General features: G+C 37.5%; 14 protein-coding genes. 8 read left to right on the top strand and 6 right to left on the bottom strand.

All coding sequences use genetic code 11. The features are described 5' to 3' along the window. Nucleotides 1-39: 39 nt before the first annotated feature. The 4 genes from DW103_RS07600 to DW103_RS07585 form a co-directional block, all read right to left on the bottom strand. Nucleotides 40-279, bottom strand: a complete 240-nt coding sequence (locus tag DW103_RS07600; protein ID WP_122275071.1) for a hypothetical protein — start codon at nt 277-279, stop codon at nt 40-42. A gap of 59 nt (nt 280-338) precedes the next feature. Next, the gene (locus DW103_RS07595) at nt 339-1,295 is read right to left on the bottom strand and encodes a ketopantoate reductase family protein (RefSeq protein WP_122275070.1); all 957 of its coding nucleotides are present in this window, start codon (nt 1,293-1,295) and stop codon (nt 339-341) included. Continuing rightward, nucleotides 1,292-2,137: a helix-turn-helix domain-containing protein gene (locus tag DW103_RS07590; protein WP_122275069.1), complete on the bottom strand. Its 846-nt coding sequence runs from the start codon at nt 2,135-2,137 to the stop codon at nt 1,292-1,294. The genes DW103_RS07595 and DW103_RS07590 overlap by 4 nt, the downstream gene beginning before the upstream one ends. 476 nt (nt 2,138-2,613) lie before the next feature. Next, complete coding sequence (locus DW103_RS07585; RefSeq protein ID WP_122275068.1) at nt 2,614-3,549, bottom strand: fimbrillin family protein; 936 nt, start codon at nt 3,547-3,549, stop codon at nt 2,614-2,616. A gap of 142 nt (nt 3,550-3,691) precedes the next feature. Here DW103_RS07585 and DW103_RS07580 point away from each other — a divergent pair, with 142 nt between their 5' ends. The 4 genes from DW103_RS07580 (at nt 3,692) to DW103_RS07560 (ending at nt 10,281) form a co-directional block, all read left to right on the top strand. Next, on the top strand, nt 3,692-4,888 hold the full coding sequence (locus DW103_RS07580) for a glycoside hydrolase family 5 protein (RefSeq protein ID WP_122275067.1): 1,197 nt from the start codon (nt 3,692-3,694) through the stop codon (nt 4,886-4,888). A 299-nt stretch (nt 4,889-5,187) separates the two neighbouring features. Next, a complete protein-coding gene (locus DW103_RS07570) occupies nt 5,188-7,761 on the top strand; it encodes a hypothetical protein (RefSeq protein ID WP_147381193.1) in 2,574 nt (857 codons plus the stop codon). A gap of 106 nt (nt 7,762-7,867) precedes the next feature. Further along, nucleotides 7,868-8,812, top strand: coding sequence for a sugar phosphate isomerase/epimerase (locus DW103_RS07565; RefSeq protein WP_122275065.1), 945 nt, complete (start codon nt 7,868-7,870; stop codon nt 8,810-8,812). 200 nt (nt 8,813-9,012) lie between these two features. Beyond that, entirely contained in the window at nt 9,013-10,281 is a 1,269-nt protein-coding gene (locus tag DW103_RS07560) for a hemolysin family protein (RefSeq protein ID WP_122275064.1), read from the top strand. 17 nt (nt 10,282-10,298) lie between these two features. On the opposite strand, the gene DW103_RS07555 is transcribed toward DW103_RS07560, so the two are convergent. Both DW103_RS07555 and DW103_RS07550 read right to left on the bottom strand, forming a co-directional pair. Next, nucleotides 10,299-10,985: a TrkA family potassium uptake protein gene (locus DW103_RS07555; protein WP_122275063.1), complete on the bottom strand. Its 687-nt coding sequence runs from the start codon at nt 10,983-10,985 to the stop codon at nt 10,299-10,301. A gap of 14 nt (nt 10,986-10,999) precedes the next feature. Beyond that, the gene (locus DW103_RS07550; protein ID WP_122275062.1) at nt 11,000-12,820 is read right to left on the bottom strand and encodes a TrkH family potassium uptake protein; all 1,821 of its coding nucleotides are present in this window, start codon (nt 12,818-12,820) and stop codon (nt 11,000-11,002) included. A 274-nt stretch (nt 12,821-13,094) separates the two neighbouring features. Here DW103_RS07550 and DW103_RS07545 point away from each other — a divergent pair, with 274 nt between their 5' ends. The 4 genes from DW103_RS07545 (at nt 13,095) to xylE (ending at nt 18,310) form a co-directional block, all read left to right on the top strand. Beyond that, entirely contained in the window at nt 13,095-13,835 is a 741-nt protein-coding gene (locus DW103_RS07545; protein WP_122275061.1) for an NUDIX domain-containing protein, read from the top strand. Between the two features lie 11 nt (nt 13,836-13,846). Beyond that, the gene (locus DW103_RS07540) at nt 13,847-15,337 is read left to right on the top strand and encodes a xylulokinase (protein WP_122275060.1); all 1,491 of its coding nucleotides are present in this window, start codon (nt 13,847-13,849) and stop codon (nt 15,335-15,337) included. A gap of 36 nt (nt 15,338-15,373) precedes the next feature. Then, on the top strand, nt 15,374-16,702 hold the full coding sequence (xylA, locus tag DW103_RS07535; protein ID WP_122275059.1) for a xylose isomerase: 1,329 nt from the start codon (nt 15,374-15,376) through the stop codon (nt 16,700-16,702). Nucleotides 16,703-16,765: 63 nt separating this feature from the next. Next, nucleotides 16,766-18,310 carry a D-xylose transporter XylE gene (xylE, locus tag DW103_RS07530; RefSeq protein WP_122275058.1) on the top strand — a complete coding sequence of 515 codons (1,545 nt, stop codon included), beginning with the start codon at nt 16,766-16,768 and terminating at the stop codon, nt 18,308-18,310. Nucleotides 18,311-18,337: the final 27 nt, after the last annotated feature.

Here is an 18,337-nt window from a genome sequence, read left to right as displayed (position 1 = left end):
ACAATGCGCATTTCAGTGTTTAACAGTCCTATTGCTTCATCAATCAAATGCAAATAGGGCATTTTTTTCTTGCTCAAACCGCACACGATACGATTTAAGACGGTGTAAACCAAAGGAAAAATAACGTAGTAAAACGCTATAATCCTGTTCGTTGATACTAAAATCGGCTAAATGTATAGCCAATTCTTTAATGGCTTCTGCAAATTCAGATGTAGAAACTTTGCGATGCGAGCTTTCTAACAATAGTCGGAAAAATCTCTCTTGTAACATATCTTTCATATACTTTTATATTTAATGGCTACCAAATTGATAGCCCAATTCACTTATTTGTATTAGTTTTAGTCAGAAGATATATAACTTTTTAATTGAAATAAATTAGGAGTTGCAACGCCATATTTTACACCACTATCTATTATGTCATCTATCATTTGCCTTATTTCAGCAGGAGAATGATTTATATGTCCTTCAAACATAAGTTGCAGAGCATCATTACTATAAATTTTCTTTGCTATTGGCACACTGATAAATAAAGGTAAAAGATATAATCTGTTTGCTTTTTCTGTTTTAGGATTGATACCCATTTTTTTGCAAATAGCTAAGCCTTCCCGAATAGCTTTCATTGTAGTTCTTATAATAGGTGTGTTTTCTATAAATTGGGAGGCACTTCCGGCACTCATTATTCCGGCAGAAAGACCGGCAGCGACAGCATAATGTGTAATTAACCATACTAATATTTGATTAGAAATAACAGGTTTTAAGTCTGCTTTATCCAGTGCTACAAAAAGTTTTTCTACTCGTGGAGTTATTCGCCCATCTTTTTCTCCTAATGGGGTATTGGAATATTTTAAACCTGAAATAGCACAATGTATATTTTTATCTTCTTTTCCACCCCCGACCATAAAAGGAAAGGCAAAAAAGTATTGTTCAGGATTGAGATATTTATCTATTTCTGTAAAAACATCCCAGTTGTTTTGGAAAAATACGATATTTGCTTCTCCTGCTGACTTTGAAAGAGTTGGCAATATATTTGGTAATTGCAATTTATTGGTGGCGACAATAATATATTCAAATTCATTATTTGACGAAAGTTCGTCTATTACTGTAGGCTTAAAGATTACATCTATATCTTTTCTTATTTTCTCTCTAAAGTCAGAACAGATAATGTGAATACCATCTTTTTGTACAAGTTCTTTTTGCCCTTTACGCACCAATACAGTAACATCATATCCGACTTTGGATAATTGCCAGCCATAAGTACAGCCTACTACGCCAGCACCGTATATCAATAATTTCATAAAGCGATATTGTTAAGTTTCTTATTTTCGTTGATAAATACGGAATTGAATACCGATAGATTTTCGTCATAAGTATCACAACTATCAAGTAATTGTTTAGGGGTATAACCTGTGAACATTTTAAACTCCTTTATTAAATGTGATTTATCGTAATATCCACAATCATAGGCAATTTTACTTATACTGATTTGTGGAATTGATTGCAAAATATGGAATGTCTTTCTAAATCGTGTGATTTGGATAAAATCTTTTGGATTTAGTCCTATATATTCAGCGAATATTCGTTTAAATTGCTTATATCCTAAACAAGCAGTTTGAGATAAAACGGATATATTTCCTTCTCCTTCATTGATATTTTGAACGGTAGTCATCATCCTATTGGCATTGCATGGAATATTTTTGCATAATCTATTTAATAAATATTCTTCTATCAATCTGACCGTTTGATAAGTATCAGATGCTTCATTTATTTTCTCTTCCAATTCTACTAAATAGGTATTATCTAATAAATCAATGCCTATATTTTGATTAGTAAATTCTTCCATAGAATATGGAAAAAACATCCTGCATCCGATAGGCTGGAATAGGATAATGACCATATCCAAGAATGAAAATTCTATATCTGAATAAGTACTGATTTGTCCACTTATATAGGATTGTGGCTGTATCCCCTTATGAAAAGAAGAAATAATTTTGTTTCCTTTATGAAAAACGAGTGCTACGCAACCTGCTGGGATAGAACGCTGAAAGCCTTGCTTTACATCATCTATCCTCAAAAACCAATATTGCTTTATATAAGGAGCGAGCAATTTGGTAGGTTGTATTACTTGAATTTTCTCCATTTTGCCTTAACTATCAGGCAAAAGTAAGATTTCTTAGATTGATATACGGTGTAAAAAAGGGACATTCCAGATCTTTTTTCTTTTCTGGTTTTACTCCAAAAGCATATTTTAAAGTTTCTGTAAGGACGTAGACGGAAAGTTCCGGAAATCAATTCGTACGATTATCAAAATGTCATTAGTAAGGCAACTAAATAGGATTAGTATGGCGGGTAAAATAAATTACCCGCACATGTAACCCTTTTTAACGTATCAATCCGATAGTGAAACACCGAAATGGAGAACATCTTGTCAATTTGCCGAGATAGGGGGGACTATCTATTTGATACACAGGAAATGGATAAGGGGGGCTTCGTTATTTTTTTAATTGATAGTTTCATACTATATATTTTTTGTCATGTACTGTGTATTCCGAATGAACTATTTTACTGATTTTGCTCCCACTCAAACAACCACCTCAATACCAAGCAATCCAAAGATTACTCTAAAGTCGGGTAAAGAGGTTTTCCTGTTTCGTCTACATCTGTCCAGTGTTTAATGCTGACACTGGGGAAAGTGACGGTACTGGCGTTGATGAGTGCTTCGAATAAATATGAACATCCGGCTTTTAGTGCACCGTCAGGAACTGGAACCTCCACTGTGTAGGTTCGGGATGTTGCTTCTCCATTTACAATCAGTTCAAGTGTAAGTGTCATTGGGTTGGATGTTTCCAGAGGGAGCATGATGTATTGACATAGAAGTCCGTTAATACCCATTTTGTCTGCAACACCGTATGTTTGGGCAGGTGGAATAATTCCGGTCTGCAAATTCATACTGGCACCCGGTTTTGAAGGGGTAATTGTGGCTGATATTAATTTGTCCAGTTTAATACTGTCACCTTCTACCAATTTGAAAACTGTTTGAGTTGCTGTATGCAGATAAACTATGGGTATATTTATTTGTGTGCTGATAACGTCTTGTTGTGTGCTGTGCCACCACAGATAATCAATACCGTTAAATAACGGCTCTGATGTCCCATTGGTGAATTTAGGAGGAATGGTGGAGAAGTTGTCGGATACAGCATAAAAGTTATAAACGCCATTTTCCAAATACATTTTGTAACCATCGGTACCAATTAATACACCAGGTGAAGATGTGATATAGAGTCCTTCGGCTATTGGACTGTCTTGTGTACTTGCAGCCGGTGATTTGAACGCGAATAATCTGTTTTGTATCCCTTTTTCCATTGGTGACATAGCGCGAGTTTGGAGATTACGGCCTTCGACGGCTGCATTGAAAGTAACCAGTGTAATACCTGTATTGGTTGGATTGTTTTCATCTCCATTTTCAAAAATGATTGTATTTTTGCTACATCCGGACAGAAGCAGGATGATACTTGTGAAAGTGATGACTTTTTTGAGAAATTGACTATCCATGATAAATATTTTTGATTATATGTCTACATAATACATTTGAAAGTACAGTTTAGTTCAAAAAAGTAATACTTTTTAGATGGTCTTTTCGAGAATTTGTTTTATTTTTGGAAAATCACAATTAACTTTTTAATTCTCTGCTATTATGGTAAATGTAGACCGTCGTTCTTTTCTGAAAACAATAGGGTTGGGAACTGCCATGTTAGGCGTTTCGGATCATGTGTTGGCTAATTCTTTATCGGCTTCCATTATGGAAACGGAAAAAGTAAAAAACAAATTACCTCGCTGGCGGGGATTTAACCTGCTGGATTTCTTTTCACCTTCTCATTATCGCAAACCGGATAAACCGAGTCCCAATGTGACGACTGAAGATGATTTTAAATGGATGGTCGATTGGGGGTTCGACTTTGTTCGTATTCCGATAGCTTATCCTTCGTATCTGAACTTTAATCCAAAAGGCGACAATAGTTTGCGGATTAAGCCGGATGAGATTTTCGATTATAATGAAGAAGCACTTTCCGCTGTTGAAGAATTGGTCTATAAAGCCAATAAACAGGGGTTGCATGTGAGTTTGAATTTGCATCGTGCTCCGGGTTATTGTATTAATGCCGGTTTTCATGAACCTTATAATTTATGGACAGATGCTGAAGCTCAACAGGCTTTTTATACACATTGGGAGATGTGGAGTAAACGCTTCCGCCATGTTTCAGCCGATAAATTGAGTTTCGATTTGGTGAATGAGCCCAATTTCAGGGAAGATATGAATGACCAGTTTAGTAAATCCGGCCCTGTTGACGGTCTTGTTTATAAGAAAGTGGCGGAAGGTTGCCTGGAAGCTATTCATAAATATAATCCGAAACGTTTGGTGGTCGCTGACGGTAATTCCGGTGGAAACCAACCTGTTCCAGAGCTTGCCGGAGTAAATATTTCGCAGAGTTGTCGGGGATATTTTCCACATTACATCTCGCATTACCGGGCTTCTTGGGTTTGGAAAAATCCGGATGATTCTCCTGCGGTTGTTTGGCCGGGAGTGATTGACGGACAAACGTTCAATCGGAAAGTGCTTGAAGATTTTTATCAGCCTTGGTTTGAGCTGATGGCGAAGGGAGTCGGTGTACATTGCGGTGAATGTGGTTGTTTCCGTGAGACTCCTCACGATGTGTTTATTGCTTGGTTCAGTGATGTGTTAAGTATTCTGACTGAACATAATATAGGCTATGCTTTATGGAATTTCCGGGGAGATTTCGGTATATTGGATTCAGGTCGTAAAGATGTGGATTATGTGGATTGGCATGGACATAAATTGGATAAGAAGATGCTTGATATGTTGCAAAAATATTAAAGAAAGGGGGTGCACTTCAAAAACTGGACCTGAAATGCACCCTTGAAATTTTTATTTGATTTCAATTAAGAATTCAGACATGGAGTGACGAACTTTTTTCAGCTTCACTAGCCATTCGTTTTCAGCATCCCTGTATCCTGAAGGTAACATTGTTCCACTTCTTTAGACGGGTTAAACTTTTTGACCGCATAACGCCTTCTAATACTTCTAATAAATTCATATCTATGTTTGTTTTATTATTTAAACAACATCCTCCCTTTAAATGTTATTTATTTATTGGGAAATTTAAGATGGATTTTATGAATGGCAAATCAAAGAAAAGCAGGCTTATATCCGGACGGGTTATACCCTCTTCTGTATTTATATTTGTCAATCTACTGTTTTTTCTTTTCACCGTTCATTTGTTAAAAGCGGAGACACAGGATACAGTTCGCAAATCTATTTATCCGCAAGGCTTGAAAAATAAGAGTAATGTTTATAAGTTATTATGGGGAATACATTACCGTACTCTTTATTCTACACCTATAGTTGCCAATTCTGTTAGGATGGACACTTTGTTGGATGATATTAAGATTATAGGTCAGGTGTCTGATTTTCATGGACTCTTGTTAGGAAATAGACAAAAACAACTGTTTTTGCTTAAACCATTGGGTGGCTCGACCAGCTTTCTTGAGTCGAAGTTTTTTCAGGAAATGTATAATAAACATGATTTTAAAGGTACGTATTTGGACGAATTTATAGGGGATGCTTATACTATTATTAATCCATACACTTTTTTGTCTGCAGATTATATGGCAAAAGTTTCAGGTTTATATTTTAATAATTCCAGAATTTTTTATTTGGAGAAAGCTACAATCGACACTGATACGATGGCGAACGGCAGTAATATTCAAGACAAACTTGTCAGCATCCGTGATTTGCCGGATACGACTGTGCTGGAAAATATTTTAACGACAGAACAATTACTTGAACAAATCAGGATTAGCAAATCTTTTCGGGTTAATCAGGAACAATATATTTCCGAACGTCTTTATGATATGTTGATTGGTGACTGGAATAAAGTGCCTGAAAATTGGAGTTGGAAAGTGATTCCGAAAGGCGATAGTGTTTCATTTTCTCCCATTGTTGTAGATCGCAATCATGCTTTTACTAAAGTGGATGGTTTTTTGTTTAAACGTATGCTCAAGGTTTTGGGATTAGGTTTTATTACGAACTACAGTAATCATCCTGTAGATATAGAAAAGATAAATACATTGGGGTATACTCTTGACATGGCGTTGGCGAGCGAAAGTAATGAGGTTGTCTGGTTGCGGCAAGCTCGGAAATTACAATCGGTTTTGACGGATTCGGTCATAGATGAAGCCTTTCGTATTTTACCTTCGGCAATTCAGGGTTCGGAAACGGAGGCTATAAAAGTGAAATTGAAAAACCGTCGGGATAGTCTGGAATATATGGCTTGTCAGTATTATCGCAAATTACAACGCACTCCGGTGATTATTGGTACGGAAAAAGATGATAGGATTATTGTCAGACGTTTGGAACCGGATTTGGTACGAATATCCATTTATAATGGAAATAATGATATACCTTCCTATGATAAACTATTTTCTGCCCGGAATACAAAAGAAATTTGGCTTTACGGACTGGCTGGAAATGACTGTTACATAGTGAAGGGAAAAGCTGGAAAAGAATTTCCGGTTTACCTGATAACAGGTAAGGGGAATAATACCTATGAAATAGAAAATGGAAATCATATTCGTCTTTACGCCTATGAGACAGAACGTCAGAAGTTGGATGCTTTACCAGATGTACATAAAATAATAACAAACGAACCCTCTGTGCACGAATATGATTATGAGAAAATGAGATATAAGGAATTTTCATTTACACCTTGGGGGTTTTATGATTCGGATGTCGGATTTAGTTTAGGTGCTTTTTTTACTTATTCTTTATATGGGTTTAAGCAGTCACCGTTTACATTCCGGCATCGAATCGGTTATAATTATTTACGGGGATTTATGTATCAAGGGACATTCCCGTTCTATAATAAACGAAAAAGTTTTAATTTGGATGTTTTTATTGGTTCACCCAAAAATTTTTCGAATTTTTTTGGTTATGGAAACAATACGGAAGGATTTAAGGATGAGAAGAAGAATTATAACCGGGTTCGTATTCGCCAATATTCAGTCCGTCCGTTTTTTCAATGGGAAGTAAAGAAAAGCCAGCAACTAACCTTCTCAGCCTCTTTCGAAATGTACAAAGCTCTTCATACGGAAGGTCATTATATAAACGAAGTTTATCCGGAATCACATTCTATATTTAAAATGAATTTGTTTACCGGGCTTGAAGCCGGATATCAATATCGTAACAGTTTGGCTTCTTTCATGCCTGATTTTGAGGTGGATGTTTCAGCCGGATGGAAGATGAATATAAAAAAAACGGGACGTAATTTCCCTTATGCCAATATGCGCGTGGCATCAAAATTTCGCTGTTCCGGCCGGTTTTCGATAGCAACTGAAATGAATGCTAAACTTTTGTTTGATAATAAATATGATTTTTATCAAGCGGCAAGTCTTAATTTGAGAGGATTCCGGAATAATCGTTTTATCGGTAAACAAACGTTTTACCAATTAACTGATTTTAGAATGGATATGGGTAAAATTCAAAATCCTTTTACTCCGTTAAAATATGGTCTGTTTGTCGGTTTCGATTATGGTCGTGTCTGGTTCCCGGGAGAATATTCTCATCAGTGGCATACTGCGTATGGGGGAGGATTCTGGTTGACTGTCATTAATAAAATCACTACTAAATATTCCTGGTTTGGTTCAAAGGATAGTGTACGGTTCCTTTTTGAATTAGGATTAGGGTTTTGAAAAAGATTATTTGAAAAAACACTCTGATTAATTTACTTTTATATGAATTGAAGAATGATTTTCGAAATAAAATTATATCTTTGACGCAATCTAAATTTAATAGACCATGACAAATAGAAGAAACTTTTTAAAAAATGCATCCCTCTTTACATTGGGTAGTCTGATGGCTGGTAAAGTAGGAAATGCTGTGGCTGCTCAGCCTGCATCGCCGGTTGTTTCAGCTACAACTGCAAGTAAAAACATTGGTTTGCAAATCTATTCATTAGGTGGTGAGCTATTCAAAGATGTTCCGGGAGGAATGAAAAAACTGAAACAGATGGGGTATGCCACTCTTGAACTTGCCGGTTATGGTGATGGAAAAGTTGGGGGTATAGACATGATGGAATTTAAAAAAATGGTGGATGATGCCGGTTTGAAGATTACCAGTTCACATGTGAATCCTCCTGTTGGTGAGTATACAAAAAGTAATTTGAATGTTATTAAGGACTTTTGGAAAAAAACAGCCGACGACCATGCTAAGTTGGGTGTGAAATATTTGGTTCAGCCGGGTCAGCCCAGTACGCGTAGTGTGGAAGAAACGCAATATGTTTGTGAAGTATTTAATGAAGCCGGAAAGATTGCAAAAGCAGCTGGTTTCCCATTCGGTTATCATAATCATGATTTTGAATTTGCTAAAGTAGTTCCCGGTGGAAATGGAGCTAAGTTTGGTCGTCATAATCCGGGTGAATCCGTTTACGATATTTTCCTGAAAAACACGGATCCTTCTTTGGTTTTATTTGAGATGGATGTATACTGGGCTGTAATGGGCCAAGCTGACCCTGTTGAATATTTGCAGAAATATCCGGACCGTATCAAACTTTTGCACATCAAAGACCGTGCTGTATTAGGAAAATCGGGTATGATGAACTTTGAATCCATATTTAAGCAGTTCTATGCAAATGGAAATAAGGATTATTTCGTGGAAATAGAAGGCATGCCTGATGGTCGCACCCAGTTTGAAGGTGTAAAAGATTGTGCTACTTATCTGTTGAAAGCTAAGTTTGCTAAGTAAAATAGGCATTGCGTAAAAGTCATTTTCACATAATAATGAAAAATGTGCCTGGGAGACTTAAGTCTTTCAGGCATTTTTTGTTTCAGACAGCCTATAAAAGGTATCTTTTCCGTTTCACGTTCGTAGAACGAAAGGGATATATTGACGAAATGTAAATAAATTTATATCTTCGCCCAGAAATCAATTCCTAGAGTAAATAAATGGAAGTATTAATTATTATTGGTCTTATCTTATTGAATGGACTTCTTGCTATGTCGGAAATTGCTTTAGTGTCGGCTCGTAAAACACGGCTGGAGATGGAAGCAAAGCGCGGTAACAAATCGGCTCAGACTGCTTTGCAGTTGGCTAGTGAGCCGGACAAATTTCTCTCAACCATCCAGATTGGTATTACGCTGATTGGTATTTTAACCGGTTTGTATTCCGGTGAAGCGTTTGCTTATAATTTAGCAGAACTTGTTCGTCATGTACCTTTCTTTGAACCTTATGCTTTGGGTATTTCGAAAACGACTATTGTTGTGGTTGTGACCTATCTGACATTGATAATGGGAGAGCTTGTTCCAAAACGCATCGGTATGAAATATGCCGAACGAGTATCGATGTTGGTTGCCAAACCAATGAATCTCCTTTCTTCTATATCTTCTCCTTTTGTTTGGTTATTATCTAAAAGTACGGCTTTTGCAATTAAGGTAACCGGAATTAATACTGCAGAAGAAAACAAAGTGACTGAAGAAGAAATAAAAGCTATTGTAAAAGAAGGCTTTGATGGGGGAGAAGTACAGGAAGTTGAGCAGGATATTGTAGAGCGAGTGTTCAATTTGGGTGATCGGAATGTCGGTTCTATAATGACGTATCGAAATGAACTGGTTTGGCTGAATTTGACTGATAGTATTGAACAAATACGTGAAAAAGTGCAGAAAAATTTGTTTAATATTTATCCTGTTGCTTCCGGTAAGTTTGATAATATAAAAGGTGTTGTCTATCTGAAAGACTTGTTCGGGCGTATCGATGAGCCAGGTTTTTCGTTGGAACAGGTTATTCGACCGGCTCAGTTTTTACCTGAAAACCAGAGTGTATATAATGCTTTGGAACAATTTAAACAAGCTCGTGTAAAATACGGAATTGTAACAGATGAGTTTGGAGGTATTCAGGGGATTGTAACATTAAAAGATATAATGGAAGGGTTGGTTGGCCAAGTGCCGGAAGTTGGAGAGGAATCGGAAATTATCCAACGTGTCGATGGAACTTGGCTGGTAGACGGTCAGTATAGTTTTTATGATTTTCTGGAATATTTTGAAATGGAAGATTTGTATTCCGAACACGATTATAATACATTGAGCGGTTTGATTCTTGAAATTCTCGAACGAGTTCCGAAAACGGGAGAAAAGTTGACTTGGTTGGTGTTTGAGTTTGAGATTGTGGATATGGATGGCGCTCGTATAGATAAGGTTTTGGTTAAAAAAATTGCTTGAGAATATAGATGGAAGTATTATATTTCGGCCAACTTATGTAATACTTCCATTTCTCCGAATAGAATGAGTAAATCGTCCTCTTCGATTGTAATATCGCCGGTGATGCTGCTGATGACGGAATATTGTTTTTGTTTGATACCTATTAGGTTGCGTTCTACTTTAGCTCGTTCGATGCCGGCAAGGCGTATTCCGAAGTTTTCTTCCAGATTAATGGTTTTTAATGTCTGTCCGACAAATGTGGCCGGTGCTTTGATTTTGTATAAATGATGGGTTTCTGTTACTTTATACCATTGCTTGAATAATTCCCCAAGTAGGGATTGGGAAGCATACATGCCGGCAAAATCATCTTCCGGAGTGATAATTTCGGTTACACCTATGGACCGGATTACGGCCTCATGTATAGGGGATATGCCTCTTACGATTATTTTGTTCACATCCAGATTTTTAAGAAAAGCAACTGTTTGGATAGAGGTGCCGAAATCTTTTCCAAAAGTAACGAAAATGGCATCCATTTCGTTTAGTGGCAGCGTGTTGAGTGCTTCTTTATCTGTTGTATCCAAACAGATAGCCCCGGAAATTGTGTGTTTTACTGCTTCTATTTTGTGTGGATTGACATCTACACCGATTACTTCATTTCCGATTTGTGTCAAGCTTTCTGCTATGGCGCGGCCTAAATTTCCCAATCCAATTACTAAATATTTCATATCTTGTTTTTTTATTACATTAATATATTTTCTTGCGGATAAGTATAATTTTTCTTTTTATATTCTTTATAAAAACTGAAAAAGAAGGTCAATATACCGATACGGCCTACCAACATGGTACAAATGATAATCAATTTACCGGCAGTGGTAAGCAGTGGGCTGAAGTTTAAACTCAGACCGACTGTGCTGAGTGCGGATACGGCTTCGAATGTGAGGGTAAAGACGGATACTCCTTTTTCTGTGAGCGAAAGTAACCAAACCGCCAATCCTAACCAACAGAAATAAAAGACTATTGTGGCAAATGCTCTGCGGATTGTAGCCGGAGCAATTTCACGCTTGCGGATTTCTACATTTTCTTTGTTACGAGCTGTATTATGTGCAGTAAACAAGGCTACACAGACAGTTGTTACTTTCAAACCGCCACCTGTAGACATCGGTGCAGCACCTATTATCATCAGAATGAGAGTGAGCATCAATGTTCCATTTGTCAGTATCCCCATATCGGCAACACAGAAACCTGCTGTTCGTGGAGTGACGGCTCCTAAAAACGCGTTGGCAACTTTTCCCTTAAATGGAAGGCTGGCTAAAGTATTATTCATTTCTAACAGATAATAAAATACTGTACCGCTAATGACTAATACTAATGTGCTGATAACGACGATGTAAGTGTTAATGTTGATAATGCGAGGGGTATGAACATAATGTTTTTGTTGTCCGATAAGCATTCTGAAAATGTTAATGATTAGATGTTTTAATAATTTCAGATAATTAAGAACAATCGGAAATCCTAATCCTCCGAATATGATAAGGAACCCAATCCATATATGCAAGTTATATTTATGTACAACCAACGGGTCGTACATATTACCACTTAATGTAGAAATACCTGCGTTACAAAAAGCTGAAATTGCATGAAAAATGGCATAAAACAATTCTTCCGATGTACCTCCCGGTAGTGAACCTTTGATTTCCATATAAATCAGATAGGCTCCGATTCCCTCGATAAAAAGTGTAACAAACAGAATATTCAGGATAACTTTGAAAAGTCCGTTGATGTGATCTTCATTCAGCATATCCTTCAATACCATTTTGCTGGAAAAGGAAGAATGCCCCATGAAAGAGAGTGCAAAAAAACTGGTGAAAGTCATAACCCCGATACCTCCTATTTGTATCAAGAACATAATAATAATAAGTCCGGTATGGGTAAAAGTTGTTGCTACATCAACCGTTGTAAGTCCGGTTACACAGACCGAAGTAGTAGAAATAAACAAAGCATCGATAAAATGAATGCCGTGTACAGTTGCATTCGGAAGCATCAACAAGCCGGAGCCAATCAAGATAACAAATACAAAACTAAGTAAAAATAGTATAGATGGTTTTATATGGCTTTGCAAGAGAGCAAATGTCTGTCGTGACAAATGGATGACACTTAGCAATAATAATAGGAAATAGACAAAATGCGGTTTTGTCAGAAAACTTAAATACGGCAACGACTCTTGAACCACTTCTTTGAAAAAGACTTTACCGGATAGCACGGCAAACAGGAAAAAATATATACCGATATCCAAATACAGCATCTTTTCTTGGATGATTTCTTTGAATTTGATAATGTACCTCAGGGTTATACCGGCAAAGAAGGCTAGTAATATGAATATTCCGCTTTCATGAAGCACATGTGTCATAGATGCAGAATAGTTGAATCCGAATTGATAAATCAAAACAAATAAAGAAGCAAGTGATGCCAACAGAATAATGCCTTCTGCAAATAGATTCAATAATCCTTTTAGGTTTGCCCAGTATATGCGGAAAGCGAATTGCAGATGTTTAATATCCATAGATTGCCTTTTTCTCAAATAACAAAAGTATTAAATAAAAGTATGTTGTGAATAGGACTATTTATCATGCACTGGTAATCTATGTTAAAAACAACTTATGAGAGGAAGGATATGTATATTGTTTTGTTTACACTATGTAGATTATTTCATATTGTAGTGTGTAAGATACCAAAATATCAGGAATATAGAATATTATCAATTATAAAATTGGTATTTTATTGTGATATGTGAAGAGAAAAATAGTATATTTGTCAAAAATCTCTTTAAGTATATTATGGAAACACAGAAAGACAAAAAAGAACTATTTTATCCACACGTTTCGGTAGACTGCGTATTGTTAGGCGTAAACGAAGATAAGCTGTGTGTATTATTGGTTGAAAGAAAAATTGCAGGAAGTAGTGAAAAACACTATAAGCTGCCGGGAAGCCTGATATACGAAAGTGAAGATCTGGACACAGCTGCTTATCGTGTGTTGAACGAGGCTACTGGACTTAAGCGGGTTGCATTGAGGCAGTTCCATAGTTTTGGTTCACCGGCACGTACCAAGAATAAAGAGGATGTACAATGGTTGGAAAATGCTTCCAAGATGAAAATTACGCGAATTGTCACTGTAGCCTATCTGGCATTGTGTAAAATAGGAAAGAAAACGACTCTTGCGGATAAAAATGATTTTCTGATTTGGGCTCCTATCGATAGTTTGCCTCATTTACCTTTTGACCATACGGAAATTGTAGAAGCTGCAGTATGTGAAATTCGTAAATGGATAGAGGTTGAGCCTTCTATCGTATTCGATTATTTGCCTCTGAAATTTACAGCTTATCAGTTGCGCAGAACGTATGAAATCATTTATAATAAAGAAATGGATGTACGGAATTTCCATAAGAAGATGAATTCGCTGGATTATGTTGTGCAGACCGATGAAATAGAAACCGGGGTTTCTCATCGTGCCGCCCGTTATTATCGTTTTGATAAAGTGAAGTATAATAAATTACACTCGAAATTTAATAAAATATAAAACATCAGAATATGTATTTGCTAGGTTGTGATATAGGAAGTTCTTCGGTAAAGGCTTCTATTGTAGATAAAGAAACCGGTCTGACAGTTTCATCTGATTTTTATCCGAAAGAAGAAGCTGCTATCAATGCCATACAGCCGGGGTGGGCAGAACAAAACCCTGACGATTGGTGGAAGTTTTTGAAAGAAGCGATAAAAGGAGCCATTTTGAAAGCTCGTATTGATGGTACGCAAATAGAGGCTATCGGTATTTCTTATCAAATGCATGGGCTGGTGTTGGTTGACAAAAAGATGGAAGTGTTGCGTCCTTCTATTATATGGTGTGATAGCCGTGCAGTTCCTTATGGAGAACGTGCATTTAAAACTATCGGAGAAAAAAGGTGTCTGACACATTTATTGAATTCGCCCGGAAATTTTACGGCTTCAAAACTGGCTTGGGTAAAAGAGTTTGAACCTGCTGTATTTGAGGCCATTCATAAATTTATGTTACCGGGTGACTTTATTGCAATGCGTATGTCCGGTGATATTGCGACAACTATATCCGGTTTGTCGGAAGGTATTTTCTGGGATTTCCAGAAGAATACTATTTCTGACGATTTGATGAATTATTACGGATTTGGAAAAGAATTAATACCTCGGATTTGTCCGACATTTGGTCTGCAGGGGGAACTATTGGGGTCTGTTGCCTCGGAATTGGGTATGAAGAAAGGTACTCCTATTACCTACCGAGCCGGAGATCAACCCAATAATGCTCTCTCTCTGAATGTATTGAATCCCGGTGAAATTGCTGCTACAGGCGGAACATCGGGAGTTGTCTACGGTGTGAACGGAAAAGTGAATTATGATACCCTTTCGCGGGTAAATACGTTTGCTCATGTCAATCATACAACAGAACAAACACGTCTTGGTGTGTTGCTTTGTATAAACGGTACTGGTATTCTTAATTCTTGGGTAAAAAGGAATGTTGCTCCTGAAGGCATCACTTACTCTGAATTGAACGATTTGGCGGATTCTGTTCCTATCGGTTCGGAAGGACTTTCTATTCTTCCTTTTGGTAATGGGGCGGAACGTATGTTACAGAATAAGCAAATAAATTGTTCTATTCAGGGATTGAACTTTAATATTCATAGTAAAGCACATATTGCGCGGGCAGCCCAAGAAGGGATAGTATTCTCTTTTAAATATGGGATGGATATTATGAATGAAATGGGAATAGATATACAGGTAATCCGTGCCGGAAATGCAAATTTATTTTTAAGTTCTATATTCCGGGATGCTTTGGCTGGTGTAACCGGAACTGTAATCGAACTGTATGATACGAATGGGGCTGTTGGAGCTGCCAAAGGTGCCGGAATAGGTGCCGGAATTTATGCTACTGCACAAGAGGCTTTTGCTTCATTGAAAAAAATTAATGTGATAGAACCGAACGGGTTGAAAGCCGATAAATATTGTGGTGCTTTTGAAGTTTGGAAAGAACGGCTGGAAAAACAGATTAATAATTGATAGATATACAAAATTGTAATTAAAAAATAGAAAGACATGAACTATTTTAAAGGTGAAAAAGAATTCTTTCCGGGTATAGGAAAGATAGAGTTTGAAGGCCGCGAGTCGAAGAATCCGATGGCTTTTCATTATTATGATGAAAATAAGGTTGTGATGGGGAAGACGTTGAAAGAACATCTTCGTTTTGCAATGGCTTATTGGCATACTTTGTGTGCGGAAGGTGGCGACCAGTTTGGAGGTGGAACCAAGATATTTCCTTGGAATACATCGGCAGATCGTATTTCACGTGCTAAATATAAAATGGATGCCGCTTTTGAGTTTATGACTAAATGTAGTATTCCTTATTATTGCTTCCATGATGTGGATGTGGTAGATGAGGCTCCTACTTTGGCTGAATTTGAAAAGGATTTGCATACAATGGTTGAGTTTGCAAAAGAACATCAGCAGGCAACTGGGAAAAAATTGTTGTGGTCTACCGCTAATGTATTTGGTAATAAACGTTATATGAATGGTGCGGCAACGAATCCTTATTTCCCGGCTGTTGCTTGTGCGGGTACGCAGATTAAGAATGCCATCGATGCTTGTATCGCATTAGGAGGTGAAAATTATGTATTCTGGGGTGGTCGTGAAGGCTATATGAGTTTGCTGAATACAAACATGAAGCGCGAAAAGGACCATTTGGCCATGATGTTGACTATGGCTCGTGATTATGGTCGTAAGAATGGTTTTAAAGGAACTTTCTTAATTGAACCGAAACCGATGGAACCAACTAAGCATCAATATGATGTGGATTCGGAAACTGTCATCGGTTTTTTGCGCCATTACGGATTGGATAAAGATTTTGCTTTAAATATAGAAGTGAATCATGCTACCTTGGCCGGGCATACATTCGAACATGAATTACAGGCAGCAGTTGATGCCGGTATGTTGTGTAGCATTGATGCAAACCGGGGGGATTATCAGAATGGATGGGATACCGACCAGTTTCCAATGGATATCTATGAATTGACACAGGCTTGGTTGGTTATTCTTGAAGGAGGTGGTTTGACTACCGGAGGTACGAATTTCGATGCTAAGACTCGTCGTAATTCTACAGATTTGGATGATATATTCTTTGCGCATATCGGGGGAATGGATTCCTTTGCCCGTGCATTAATGGCAGCTGCCGATATTCTTGAAAATTCCGATTATAGAAAAATGCGGGCCGAACGTTATGCCAGTTTTGATAATGGTGACGGAAAGGCTTTTGAAGATGGAAAACTTTTATTGGAAGATTTACGTACGATTGCTTTGCGTGATGGTGAGCCGAAGCAAATTAGCGGTAAACAGGAATTGTATGAGATGATAATTAATCAATACATATAATTTATTAAATGACGGTTTAGCGACATACTGCTAAATCGTCATTTATTTGTTAATACTAATATCATGAAAAACAACAATTATATCTTAGGTATCACTCTTGTGGCCACATTGGGAGGACTATTGTTCGGCTATGATACGGCTGTGATATCCGGAACTGTCGAATCGCTTCGTAAGTTTTTTATTGAACCTTATGCACTTCCTTTGGATCAGGCAAATGCTCTGGAAGGCTTTGTAGTGAGTAGTGCACTGATTGGATGTATCTTGGGGGCTTCGTTTGCCGGTTGGATTAGTCAACGGTTCGGACGTAAACCAACACTTGTTTTAGCTGCTATTTTGTTCCTGTTGTCGGCTATTGGCTCCGCATGGCCCGAACTGTTTATAGGAATGCCGGGCAGTGGTGACCATACATATATGTACCTGTTTGTATTTTACCGTATTATAGGCGGAATAGGGGTTGGACTTGCTTCTATGGTCTCACCGATGTATATTGCGGAAATGGCGCCGGCGGAACGTCGTGGAAACTTGGTCTCTTGGAATCAGTTTGCTATCATTTTTGGTATGCTGGTTGTCTATTTTGTTAATTACAGTATTGCTTTACAAGGAGATGCTACTTGGTTGCATGAAACGGGCTGGCGTTGGATGTTTGCTTCCGAAATTATTCCGGCTTTATTCTTCTTTACTTTTTTGATGTTGGTACCTGAAACACCCCGTTATCTTGTCATGCGTGGAAAGACAGAAAAAGCACTTTCCATATTAAAACGCCTGATGCCTAGTGAGTTGGCAGGGAAAGAATTGGCTGAAATAAAGGATAGTTTTCATGAAAAATCACCATCTATGCGCCCTTATTTTCTATTTATGGGAATGTGGCTGGTACTGTTTCTGATTTTTTATGGCATATTGGAATTAGCAGGGAATACAAATGCGCTGGAGATAGCTTTGATTGGTAGTTTTTTCCTGTCGCTGATATTTCCTATTCGTTCATTTGGTATATTGATAATTTTCGTCGGAGTCATGTTGTCCGGTTTTCAGCAGTTTGTCGGTATTAATGTCGTACTTTATTATGCTCCGGAAATATTTAAGACGATGGGAGCTGCTACAGATGCTGCCTTGATGCAACAAATTATAGTAGGAGCAGTGAATCTGTCGTTTACAGTGCTGGCTATTTTTACTGTAGATAAATTTGGAAGGCGACCATTGATGATAATTGGAGCATTGATTATGGCCGTTTCGATGATGATATTGGGAACAACTTTCTATATGCATTCTGTCGGTATTGGTTCATTACTTTGTATGTTGGTTTATACAGCTGGATTCGCAATGTCATGGGGGCCGGTTTGCTGGGTATTGTTGGCCGAAATTTTTCCCAATTCCATTCGTTCAACGGTTATGTCAATAGCTGTTGCCGGACAGTGGATAGCTAATTTTCTTGTTTCCTGGACATTCCCAATGTTAGATAAAAACCAATATTTGACAAATACATTCAACCATGGAATGGCCTATTGGATTTATGGGTTAATGGGGATTTTGGCAGCTTTGTTTATCTGGAAATTTGTTCCGGAAACCAAAGGGAAGACTTTGGAGCAAATGGAACAATATTGGAAGAAGTGAGGTTCCTATTCCCTTATTTCGAATTTA

The sequence above is a fragment of the Parabacteroides sp. AM08-6 genome, assembly GCF_003473295.1.
Classification (GTDB): domain Bacteria; phylum Bacteroidota; class Bacteroidia; order Bacteroidales; family Tannerellaceae; genus Parabacteroides.
This window is presented reverse-complemented; position numbering and strand designations above follow the sequence as displayed.